General features: G+C 27.8%; 8 protein-coding genes, 1 tRNA gene, 1 other RNA gene and 1 pseudogene. 8 read left to right on the top strand and 3 right to left on the bottom strand.

Annotated elements, in window-relative coordinates; genetic code table 11:
- The 3 genes and pseudogenes from Q1J48_RS05870 to ssrA form a co-directional block, all read left to right on the top strand.
- Window positions 1-1,358: pseudogene (locus Q1J48_RS05870) on the top strand (hypothetical protein); the annotation flags it as partial.
- A 32-nt stretch (window positions 1,359-1,390) separates the two neighbouring features.
- Window positions 1,391-3,301, top strand: coding sequence for a threonine--tRNA ligase (gene thrS / locus Q1J48_RS05865; protein WP_300329035.1), 1,911 nt, complete (start codon window positions 1,391-1,393; stop codon window positions 3,299-3,301).
- A 104-nt stretch (window positions 3,302-3,405) separates the two neighbouring features.
- Window positions 3,406-3,752, top strand: a transfer-messenger RNA (tmRNA) gene (gene ssrA / locus Q1J48_RS05860).
- Between the two features lie 215 nt (window positions 3,753-3,967).
- Here ssrA and Q1J48_RS05855 read toward each other — a convergent pair.
- Genes Q1J48_RS05855 through Q1J48_RS05845 form a run of 3 tightly spaced genes read right to left on the bottom strand, consistent with a single transcriptional unit; the run spans window position 3,968 to window position 7,927 of the window.
- Window positions 3,968-5,017 (bottom strand): alanine racemase, encoded by a 1,050-nt coding sequence (locus Q1J48_RS05855; protein WP_300361941.1) that lies wholly within the window; start codon window positions 5,015-5,017, stop codon window positions 3,968-3,970.
- 19 nt (window positions 5,018-5,036) lie between these two features.
- Window positions 5,037-5,810, bottom strand: a complete 774-nt coding sequence (locus tag Q1J48_RS05850) for a RelA/SpoT domain-containing protein (RefSeq protein ID WP_498040970.1) — start codon at window positions 5,808-5,810, stop codon at window positions 5,037-5,039.
- Window positions 5,810-7,927: an SIR2 family protein gene (locus Q1J48_RS05845; RefSeq protein ID WP_300361938.1), complete on the bottom strand. Its 2,118-nt coding sequence runs from the start codon at window positions 7,925-7,927 to the stop codon at window positions 5,810-5,812. Before Q1J48_RS05845 ends, Q1J48_RS05850 begins: the two co-directional genes overlap by 1 nt.
- A gap of 125 nt (window positions 7,928-8,052) precedes the next feature.
- Between Q1J48_RS05845 and cls the strand changes: the two genes are divergently transcribed.
- The 5 genes from cls (at window position 8,053) to rpsI (ending at window position 11,437) form a co-directional block, all read left to right on the top strand.
- Window positions 8,053-9,498 (top strand): cardiolipin synthase, encoded by a 1,446-nt coding sequence (gene cls, locus Q1J48_RS05840; protein WP_300329048.1) that lies wholly within the window; start codon window positions 8,053-8,055, stop codon window positions 9,496-9,498.
- A 25-nt stretch (window positions 9,499-9,523) separates the two neighbouring features.
- On the top strand, window positions 9,524-10,270 hold the full coding sequence (locus Q1J48_RS05835) for a PHP domain-containing protein (protein ID WP_300329051.1): 747 nt from the start codon (window positions 9,524-9,526) through the stop codon (window positions 10,268-10,270).
- A gap of 46 nt (window positions 10,271-10,316) precedes the next feature.
- Window positions 10,317-10,393 (top strand) — tRNA-Arg (locus Q1J48_RS05830).
- Window positions 10,394-10,590: 197 nt separating this feature from the next.
- A complete protein-coding gene (rplM, locus tag Q1J48_RS05825; protein WP_367181835.1) occupies window positions 10,591-11,025 on the top strand; it encodes a 50S ribosomal protein L13 in 435 nt (144 codons plus the stop codon).
- Between the two features lie 22 nt (window positions 11,026-11,047).
- A complete protein-coding gene (gene rpsI, locus Q1J48_RS05820; protein WP_367181836.1) occupies window positions 11,048-11,437 on the top strand; it encodes a 30S ribosomal protein S9 in 390 nt (129 codons plus the stop codon).
- Window positions 11,438-11,502 lie beyond the last annotated feature (65 nt).

Raw genomic sequence — 11,502 nt, 5'->3', positions numbered from 1 at the left:
AAACTGGAAAAGTTACAACTTCTTACTCTGGAGAGTTTGAAACAAATAAAAAAGCTATAAATGATGAAAAATCTTCTGAAAGTTTAAAAAATAATTTAGATTTCAGTTATAATGATAAAAAAGTAGCATCTTTCTATTACAATCAAAAAGATAGATACTCTTTTGAAAAACCTTATAATGTAAATATGAATAATAAAACATACAATGATTTAACCAATAAAGATTTTGGTGTTACTTTCTATGCAGGAAACCACGAATTTTATTATAAAAATCAAAGTATTGATAATTCAGTTCCTAATCTTAATTTATTTAATGATATAACAGATCTAAAAGATTTAAATGAAGAGATTAGAGAAAATATTTATGGTTACTCTTATTCATTTGACAAAGATAGCAAGATTACATTACAATATACAGAAGGTAAGGATAAAGCTTGGTTAGATAATAAAGAATCTCTTGATATTAAAAATAGACTTTATACAGTAGCTTATCAAACAGGAACAGAAGTTCAACATTTTGTAAGTACTACTTATGGAGATTACCAAGGAAATTATATTCCTCTTGGTAGTGATAAAATAAATACTCAATATAACAGTGATGTTATATCTTTAAATTATAGTTTCAAAGATAAAAGATTATCTGATGAAGAATTAAGATACTATGCTAGAAAAGAGTTAGGAAAAAATCCTGCTGAGATTACTCCAGCTGATATCTCAAGAGTTAGAGAAATTTTTGACAGAAACGAAGAAAGAAATACAGCATTTAATCTTGGAAAATCTATTGATAATAGAATAAATTATTTTGGTGATTACAGAAGAAGTTTAAATTTAAATCTTTCTCTTGAAAGAGATAAATCTGATAAAATTTCTGGTGATTACTGGGATGCTTTAAAAGAATTTAAAGCTGGTGTTTTCTATTCTCAAAAGAGAATAGGTTTCGGTTATACTTATTCAGAAGAAGCTAATTTTGACTCTCATGGATTAAGACATATAACGGAGAAAGAACACGAACTTAGCCTTCACGCTAAAATAGGTAAACCTAGTGAAGGATGGAGAACAAAAATGTATATCCAATTCTATGATAATAATGAAGTAACTGAAGTTAATCATTTTATTGATGAAGCGGGTATCGAAATTGGAAAAGAAATGGGTTACTATGAATGGTCACTTGCTTACATAAGAGATTACAACTTAAGTACAAGAGATTATGAATGGAAAACAGCTCTTCAATTTACACTTCTTACTTTCCCTGATAATAGAATATTTAGTATTGGTGCTAAAAATGACAGAGGAGAGAATAAAAAAACCAAAGCAGATGGTAGCATTTTAAGTGGAATAAAAGTTGAAGACATTGAATAATAAAAAATCAAATATTATATAAGGAGAGATATATGAAAGTAGAATTAATTGACGGAAGTATAAAAGAATTTGACAAAGCTGAAAATATGTTTGTCATTGCTAAATCTATAAGCAACTCTTTAGTAAAAAAATCTGTTGCTGCAAAAGTAGATGGAGAATTAAAAGATATGTCTTATATCTTAGATCACGATGCAAAAGTAGAATTTGTAACTTCTGATACTGAAGAAGGAGAACATATCATAAGACACTCTGCTGCTCACTTAATGGCTCAAGCAGTTGTAAGATTATTCCCTGGAACAAAAGTAACTATTGGACCTGCTATTGAAAATGGATTCTATTATGACTTTGATTCTGAAGAACAATTCACTCCAGAAGATCTTGAAAAAATAGAAGCTGAAATGAAAAAAATAGCTAAAGAAGATTTAAAAATAGAAAAAGTTATGATGTCTAGAGAAGAAGCTATAAAACATTTTGAAGAATTAGGAGAGATCTACAAAGTAGAAATCATAAAAGATATAGCTAAGGGAGATGAACTTTCTTTCTATAAACAAGGTGAATTTATGGATCTTTGTAGAGGACCTCACGTTCCATCAACTTCTCACATAAAAGCTTTCAAACTTAAATCTGTTGCTGGAGCTTATTGGAGAGGGGACGCTAAAAATAAAATGCTTCAAAGAATTTATGGTTTAGCATTCTCTAACAATGACAAATTAAAAGATTACTTAGTATTCTTAGAAGAAGCTGAGAAAAGAGATCACAGAAGATTAGGAAAAGAACTTGAATTATTCTTCGTAAGTGAATATGGACCTGGTTTCCCTATCTTCTTACCAAAAGGAATGGTATTAAAAAATACTTTAATAGATTTATGGAGAAAAGAACATAAAAAAGCTGGATATGTTGAAATTCAAACTCCAACAATGCTTAATAAAGAGTTATGGGAAACTTCTGGACACTGGTTCAACTATAGAGAAAATATGTATACAACTTCAATAGATGAAACTGATTTCGCTATAAAACCAATGAACTGTCCTGGAGGAGTTATAACTTATAAAAACAAAATCCATTCTTACAAAGATTTACCTGAAAGAGTTGGAGAATTAGGACACGTTCACAGACATGAATTTTCTGGAGCTTTACACGGACTTATGAGAGTTAGAGCATTCACTCAAGACGACGCTCATATCTTTATGACTCCAGAACAAATAGAACAAGAAATCGTAGGAGTTGTAGAATTAATTGATAAATTCTACAGAGGAATTTTTGGATTTGACTATTCAATAGAATTATCTACAAAACCTGAAAAAGCTATCGGTTCTCAAGAGATTTGGGACAGAGCTGAATCTGCTCTTAAAGGAGCTCTTGAAAAAATGGGAAGAGATTACAAATTAAACCCTGGAGATGGAGCTTTCTATGGTCCTAAATTAGACTTCAAAATTAAAGATGCTATCGGAAGAACTTGGCAATGTGGAACTATCCAATTAGACTTCAACTTACCAGAAAGATTTGATATTAACTATATCGGTGAAGACGGAGAAAAACATAGACCAGTAATGATTCACAGAGTTGTTTATGGATCTATCGAAAGATTTATCGGTATCTTAATTGAGCACTATGCTGGGGCTTTCCCTATGTGGCTTGCACCTACTCAAGTAAAAATATTAACTCTTAATGATGAAGTAGTTCCTTATGCTAAAGAAGTTAAAGCTATGTTAGAAGCTAAAGATATAAGAGTTGAACTTGATGATAGAGCTGAAACTATCGGATATAAAATAAGAGAAGCAAACGGAAAATATAAAGTACCTATGCAACTTGTTATAGGTAAAGCTGAAGCTGAAAACAGAGAAGTTAATGTAAGAAGATTTGGAGAAAAAGATCAAAAAACTATGAAACTTGATGAATTTATTCCATATGCTGTTGATGAAGCTACTTTAAAAATAAAATAATTTAATTTTTCACCCAGAATACTTAATTTTTAAGGATTCTGGGTGATTTTATTTGACAGAATAATAAAAAAATTATATAATATATTTCTAGAAATGAAATATGTGGGGATGCAAAGGTTTCGACAGGGCTATAAGGTCATAGGTAGCAGGTCAGGGTGATCGCTGTGAGAGATCAACTCATCGTTTAGATGGAAACAACGAATACGCATTAGCTGCTTAATAGTCAGCTCACCTCTGTTTTCTCGTTCTGTGGGAGAATGCTTGTGAGGTGTTACCAATTCACAGATTACCTGTTGTGATTTCTCTAAACAATAGGGACATTTTAGAGGATAGTTTTAGTCAGCCCTGTCTGCGGGAGTGGCTAGAGCGAAATTTAATAGTGGACTAAGCTTGTAGAAGCTTATGGTGCTTATTGTTTTGGACACGGGTTCAATTCCCGTCATCTCCACCACTTATAGCAGGTTTTATAATTGGGAATAAGTTTAAATTAATTTGTATATATTCCTTGAAGATTATAATTTTCTGTATAAAGTTAAAAATTATTTTTGTATAATTTTATCATCATTAATATTATTATCAAGTTTACTACCTAATTTTAATAGGTAGTTTTTTATTTTCATAAAAAAATTGCACCCTCTATCCTAAGATAAAAAGTGCAATACATTTTTATTTTAATTCTCTTAAAATTCTTTTTGAAAGTATTGGTAAATATTCACATATATTCATATTCAACCATTTTTTAGAGGAGTAAAGATCCCAATAAATTTCTACCTCATCCCCTATTTTCACCTTATCATCTACATCTATAAAAGTATTATCCATAGTAATTAAAACTATTTTATAAGGTTTCTTATTGATTAAAACAGTATCCCCTTCATTCAGTTTTAAAAATCCATCCCCATAACCTATTTTTATAAATGCTACTTTTTTTAGATTTTTATTTTTCAGTTCATTTTTAGATAAATAAGCTAAATACTCTAAATTTTCAATATTTTTTATATTTAAAATCTCACCCTCTAAGAAAAATACTTTTCTTAAATTTTCTTCATAAGCTCCATCTTCAAAAAATCCATATATAAACATTCCAGGTCTTAAATGGGTAACAAATGGCAAACTTCCATAATTACTAATTGCTAAACTATTTTGCAAATGAACCATTTGAAAATTCTCTCTTCCAAGTTCATTTAAAATATTTTCAAATGTTTTTATAAATTCAATCCCTTTTGAATATTCTACCGAAAAAAGATGAGAAAAAATCCCAGAAAATTTTAGCCCCTTTTCTAAAATAATTTTCTTTATCTTAGAAATATCATCTAAAACTATCCCATTTCTTCCAAATCCCAAATCTATTTTAAGTTGGATTTTTTGACTATCTATCCCACTATCTAAAAAATTTAAAAGATCTTTTTCAGAGTTAGCAGTAACTATCAGTTGTGGATATTTTAAAACCTCTTTTAAATCTTTTTTTTCAACAGTTTCAAGAATAATTATCTGAAAGTCTTTAGGAATATTTGTGCTTTCCAATAGCTCTAGAGCCTCAGATATTCTTGCAACTACACATTGATTTATTTTATTCTTTATCAATAATTTTACTATTATCTCACTGCCGTGTCCGTAAGCATTAGCCTTAATAACCGGCAAAATATTTTTATTGTATTTCTTTTTCAGAAAACTTATATTATGGATAAAATTTTCTTCTGAAATTAAAATTTTCATAAGCTATATTCCTTATAAATTATTTAAACTTATTATCAAGTTCTCTATCTGATTGAGGACCAAAATTTTCACTAACTATTGGTTTTAGGTTTTTTATAAATGTCCCCATTTCATCAGCACTACCTACTATTCTATTAAAAATACTCAAATAATCATTTAAAATAGGATTATTTACATCATAAGGGTATCTAATAATATGATCTATCTCACTCCAAGCCTCTTCAAAAACTGTACGAACCTGCATCTCTGTAAAAACTTTATCATTGATTTCCTCTAAGTAATTTTCTATAAGATAATGAACAGAGCGATAGCCATGTTCCCTTATAATAATATCACAATTTAAATAATTCTTTGCTCTCTCTAAAAAATCTTTTGTATAATCTCCAGGTCTCACATTTATCTGTGGAGTTTCTGCAACTTCCCAAGTTTTTAAAATCTCCTTATGAACCTCTATCCAATCCTCTTTAAAAAGATGTAAAACTCTCACTCCTATAAGGTCAGTTATTATTTCCTTATAGTTTTTTACATTAATATTTTTTTCTTTATATTTTTTACCTTTTCTAATAATTTTTTCAATAAGATGAGTTGGCTTTTTTACCCTTCTTCTTACTGAGTGAACAGCCTTTGAATCTATTAACTTAAAAGTAAACTCATCAGCTTTTTTCTCTAATAAAGGGACTAATTCTGTATAGTCCTCATAAATTTCCTCCAAGTCTTTCCAATCCAACCCTGTTTCCAAAAAGTCCTCTTCACTGATTGAAAATTCTTTAAGAAACTCATCTTTATTAAGCATTAAAATTCACCTCTTAATTTTTTTAAATGTACTGTACAAACTTTGCTTTTTCCTATGATTTTATTATCTACTATGTCTTTTTCTGCCACAGGTTTTTTCAATACAATAGTTTCCTCAATATTTTTCTTATCTAATTTATATACTCTTTTAAAAGTTAAACTATCTTGAGGATTTATATTCTCTCTATCAATCTCATAATTACACCAAGTTGTGTATGATTCATCTTGTAATAATATTTCTAAATTTATTTTATAAAAAATGTTTTCTATGTTTTCAAGTTTATTCATTTGAATTTTTATTCCAGATGATTTAGCTATTCTAAATAAATTTAAAGCTGTTTTTATTTTTATTAACTCCACTGGATTATTTAATGAAATTTGTCCAGAAAGATTTTTAAATAAAAATTCCATAGGAACACCAGAAAATAGAGATTCTAACATTTCAAAAACTACAATGGCTCTTCCATGAGTTATATTTGAAGATATTTCATATTGTAAATAATCATTTGTAACCTTAAACATTCCTGGAGTATCATAGATTATACTAAATCTTAGTCTTAATTCTCTTGATTTTATCTCTAATAAAGATACAGAATTATCCTTTGTAGATAATAACTTCATAAAACAGTTATTTGTATGCTCTCCAATTTTCATTTCAGCATCTCCAACTATTTCTACCTCAGATAAGTCTAAGTTTTCAGGAAGATTTGAATAACTTATAGGGAAACTATCTAATCCACTAGATAGATATTTATTTTCTAGGGCAGTTTCTAGTTTAATATTTTCTTCAATTAAAACTTCCTTTGGATTATACTCTTCTACTATTTCCTCTTTAACTTCTTCTTTAATTATTTCTTCTGAAATCTCTGTTTCTTTATTTTCTTCCTCAATTTTTTCCTCTTCTTTTTCAACAAGATTATTTTCTTCTTGCTTTTCTTGGAAAACTTCTTCTATTACTTCATCTTGTTTTTCAATATTTTCAGTTTCTAAAACTTCTATTTTTTCCTCAATCTTTTCTATTAAATCATTATTTAAATCTTTTTTAACCTCATCTTGAGATAAATCAAATTTCTTTTGAATCATTTCAACAATTTCTTTAGATTCCTCTATCACTCTAGTATTTTCACTTTGAGGTTTTATATCTTGTATTTTTAATCTTTCTTTTACTTCATTCTCTCTTTTTGAAAGTAAAAGTTTTAAATTCTCTATTTTATTTTCTAAGTTTTGAGGTTTTAAAGTTGTTTCTTCAACTTTTTCTTCCTCTTTCTCAATAGAAATTTCCTCTAACTTTTCCTCTTGAAAACTCTCCTCTTCACTTTTTTCTTCAATAACTTGAATAGGTTTTTCAATTTCTTCATCTTCATTTTTTAAACTACGAACTAACTTATTTAAAAATTCTAAAGAATCATATTTTAAAATTTGAATACTATATTTTTTTATAAATTTTAATAATTTTTCATCAGTTATCTCATCTTTTATAACCATATAGATATCTTTTAGAGCCTCTGGATAATCTCCAAAAATAAAATCTAGGATTTCAAAAAAGTCCGAGTCCTCTTGGTCAAAGGCTAAAATAATATTTTTTCTAAGTTTTAACTCATATCTAATCCCATCAAAATAAGATTTATAGAAAGGTAATACCTTTAATTTTCTAAAATCTTGTTTTGTTATTACACAAGTATCCAATGTGTCTAAATCTCCCATTGGCTTATAAATTTTAGTCTTCCCAACTGTAAAAGCAACAGATTCAAAAGGAGTCACTTTTTTAGCTTTTGGATTGTTACAAAAAGAATTATCATAGTTAATATTTACTATTGAAGAGATTTTATTATTATCTATTAAAAAATTTATATTTTCTAAATCAAAAGATTTTTTTTCATAAACAAATTGAAGTTTTTTTAATAGATTAGACTTTGTACAAACCACTTGATCCATAAAAGTCTGACTTACTTCAAATAAAGAATCTATTTTTAGGTTATTTATATTTGAAAAATTAAAAGATTTTAAAATAAAATCAGATAATTTAATTCTGCTAGGAAATGACTCCAACTCCTTGTAAATGTTCGCTGTTATTAAGTTAAATTTTTTTTCTAATTTTATATCTTCAAAAAAGTTCATTTCCCGTTCTCTCCTCTTTAATTTTATTCACTACTCTATATAAGTATATACCAATTTATTAAAATTCTCAATTAAATTTTAAAAAAATGTTATAATATATTAAATCAAAATCATTAGGAGGAAAAATGTTAAGCATATTAAAAAATTCTGTTTTTTTTATTAATTTTATTTTTGCTTTGATAGTTCTTTTCTTTGAAAGAAAAAGACCTATGTATACTTTATTTTGGATAACTCTACTGCTTTTAACCTCTTATTTAGGATTTTTAGCTTATTTATTTTTTGGATTAAAATTTTATAAAAAAAGAAAGGTTACGAAGTTTTATTCAAGGACCTTTTTTAAAGAACTTTATAAAACAAATAACTATAAAATTAAATTAGTTGAAAAAAGAAATCAACTGACAAACTACATAAATAGCACAGTAGGAAATAAAGTAACTTATTACAACACTGTTCACTTTTTTAAAGAGGGAAACTCATTTTTTGAAAATATGTTAAAAGATATTGAAAATGCAAAAGAGAGCATAAATATGGAATATTATATTTTTAATGATGATGAATTCGGAGAAAAATTTTATAATCTTTTAGAAAAAAAAGCAAAAGAGGGATTAACTATAAAAATTATTGTAGATGGTATCGGTACAAGAAAATTAAAAAAATCTCGTAGAAAATCTTTGGCTGAAAGTGGAATAGAATTAAAAGTATTCTTCCCTTCTAACTTTCCTTTTGTAAAAATTGGAAATATTAGAGCCAACTATCGTGACCATAGAAAAATTTGTACCATTGATAGTCTAATAGGATATACAGGTGGATTTAATATTGGAAACGAATATATAGGTCAAAGTCATTTTGGACATTGGAGAGATACAGGAGCCAAAATTGAAGGTGAGGCTGTTATTGATATAGAGAGAGAGTTTTATATTATTTGGAGTTTTCTTCAAAATAAAAATTTTGATTATTCTACAATAGATAAAAATCTTAGAAAAAAAATGAATATAGTTCATGAAAATCTTAAAAATTATAATGTTAATGCTATCCAACTTATAAGTAGTGGACCTAACTATGAAAATAGAACTATTCGTGATACTTATTTAAAAATGATTATGGAGGCTAAAAGAAGTATCTATATAGAAACTCCTTATTTTGTTCCTGACGATTTATTATTAGATTGTCTTAGAATTGCTTTAGCTGCTGGTATTGAAGTTAAAATTATAATTCCAATTGAACCAGATCATCCATTTGTTTATTGGGCAAATCAAAGTTTTGCTATTGAGCTTGTGGAAAGAGGAGCTGAGATTTATAGATATAAAGGTGGTTTTTTACACAGTAAATTTTTAATAATTGACAATATGATAGCGTCTTTTGGAAGTGCTAATTTTGATTATCGTAGTTTATATCAAAACTTTGAAATGAACTATATGGTATATGATATGGAATTAATTGGCTATCTAAGACAACTTTTCTTTGAAGATTTAGCAGAGAGTGAAATTATAACAAAATCTATGATTGCTGAAAGGGGATTCGTAGCAAAAACAAAAGAATCTATCTCTAGATTAATGTCTCCAATCATTTAGTTTTTTACTAAAAGAGGAGGAAATTATGAAATTAGAAAAATTAAATGATTTTTTTCAAGAGTTTTATGTAGAAAAAAATAGTGATGAAAAAATTATTGATCTACATCTTCATACAAATTTTTCAGACGGTTTTATAAACTGTCGTGCTTTAGAAAAACATCTACAAGATAAAAGTTATTTAATAGCTGTTACAGATCACAATTCTATTGGTGGAAATCTTTTACTTAGGAAGATGGGAATAAATGTTATTCCTGGAATAGAGCTTGGATGTGCTGATGGTTTTGAAATGCTTGTCTATTTTAAAACAGAAGATGACTTAATTTATTTTTATAAATCATACATCGAGCCTAATAAAAATAAATATAGAATGTCTAAAACTCATAAAGATATAAATTATTATTTAAGTGCTTTAGAAAATTTTACCTGCTATAAATCTATACCTCATATAGCTGGTATGGCTCAGAAAAATTTTATAAAAAATAAAGACTATATCTATAACGTTATTGGTAGAGTTGATGCCATAGAGATACACAACAATGCTCTCCCAGAATACAGAAATAAAATAGCTAAAAGTTTACAAGAAAAATATAATAAAGAAATTACTTTTGGTAGTGATGCACATTTTATGGAAGAGTTAATCAGTTTTTCAAAAATTATTAACCATTTAGAAAAAGAATCTCTTTTTGAAAATTATTCTACAAAACTTAGACTTATCACTTGGTTGGGAAAAAAACATCTTTCCTATGGAATTAAAGCTTTATTAGAAAAATAAACTTGCAATTTTCTTTAAATATAGTATAATAAAATGTAGATTAAAAGATTCTGTAGCTCAGTAGGATAGAGCGACGCCCTCCTAAGGCGTAGGCCATGCGTTCAATTCGCATCAGAATCGCCATAAAAAAATCAAACCAGTAGAAATACTGGTTTTTTTTATAAAAATACTTGAAATTAACGAAAAATAGTCAAATATTTCAACAAAAAAGGTTGACTTTTATTGTTAATTCGTGTATAATCATAAGGTAATTTAACCTTTCCCACAAAGGACCGTTGCGTTATATATATTATATAACTGAATTTTTTAGGAGGAAAAAAGTGAAAAAATACACTGTAATGCAAAGAAAAGAAGATGTAGTTAGAGATTGGTATCACTACGACGCAGAAGGAGTAGTTTTAGGAAGATTAGCAGTAGAAATAGCTAAAAAATTAATGGGAAAAGAAAAAGTTTCTTTCACTCCTCACGTTGATGGTGGAGATTATGTAGTAGTTACTAACATTGAGAAATTAGTAGTTACTGGAAACAAAATGAAAGATAAACTATACTATAGACACTCTGGATTCCCAGGAGGAATTAGCAAAAGAACTTTTGAAGAAGTTATAGCTAAAAAACCAGAAGATGCTTTAATGCTAGCTGTAAAAAGAATGCTTCCAAAAAATAGATTAGGAAGAGAACAATTAACAAGATTAAGATTATTTGTTGGTGCTGAGCACGGACACGTTGCACAAAAACCTACAAAGGTAGAAATGTAAGGGGGTATTGACAGTGGCAGACATGAATCAATTTAGAGGAACTGGAAGAAGAAAAACTTCTGTAGCAAGAGTAAGATTAATTCCTGGAGAAAAAGGAATCGTTATAAACGGAAAAGATATGAAAGATTATTTTGGAGGAAGAGAAATCCTTTCTAAAATAGTTGAGCAACCTTTAGCATTAACTGAAACTTTAGACAAATACCAAGTTATCGTTAACGTATTTGGTGGAGGAAACTCAGGACAAGCTGGAGCTATCAGACACGGTGTTGCAAGAGCATTAATCCTTGCTGACGAAACTTTAAGAGGAGCTTTAAAAGAAGCTGGATTCTTAACTAGAGACTCAAGAATGGTTGAAAGAAAGAAATTCGGAAGAAGAAAAGCAAGAAGAAGTCCTCAATTCTCAAAAAGATAATTTTTTACAAATTATTTTTCAAAAGAATACAATCCAACAAACTATATGTTTGTTGGATTTTTTTT

The organism is Fusobacterium sp. (genome assembly GCF_029258315.1).
Taxonomy (GTDB): Bacteria; Fusobacteriota; Fusobacteriia; order Fusobacteriales; family Fusobacteriaceae; genus Fusobacterium_B.
The sequence above is the reverse complement of the archived record's forward strand: the minus strand, read 5'-3'. Positions and strand labels throughout refer to the sequence as shown.

What these genes read in the sequence shown, in the direction of transcription:
- Q1J48_RS05845 (WP_300361938.1), bottom strand. Translation starts at nt 7,927, where the DNA reads ATGAACTTTTTTGAAGATATAAAATTAGAAAAAAAATTTAACTTAATA.
- cls (WP_300329048.1), top strand. Translation starts at nt 8,053, where the DNA reads ATGTTAAGCATATTAAAAAATTCTGTTTTTTTTATTAATTTTATTTTT.
- Q1J48_RS05850 (WP_498040970.1), bottom strand. Translation starts at nt 5,810, where the DNA reads ATGCTTAATAAAGATGAGTTTCTTAAAGAATTTTCAATCAGTGAAGAG.
- thrS (WP_300329035.1), top strand. Translation starts at nt 1,391, where the DNA reads ATGAAAGTAGAATTAATTGACGGAAGTATAAAAGAATTTGACAAAGCT.
- rpsI (WP_367181836.1), top strand. Translation starts at nt 11,048, where the DNA reads ATGAATCAATTTAGAGGAACTGGAAGAAGAAAAACTTCTGTAGCAAGA.
- Q1J48_RS05855 (WP_300361941.1), bottom strand. Translation starts at nt 5,017, where the DNA reads ATGAAAATTTTAATTTCAGAAGAAAATTTTATCCATAATATAAGTTTT.
- Q1J48_RS05835 (WP_300329051.1), top strand. Translation starts at nt 9,524, where the DNA reads ATGAAATTAGAAAAATTAAATGATTTTTTTCAAGAGTTTTATGTAGAA.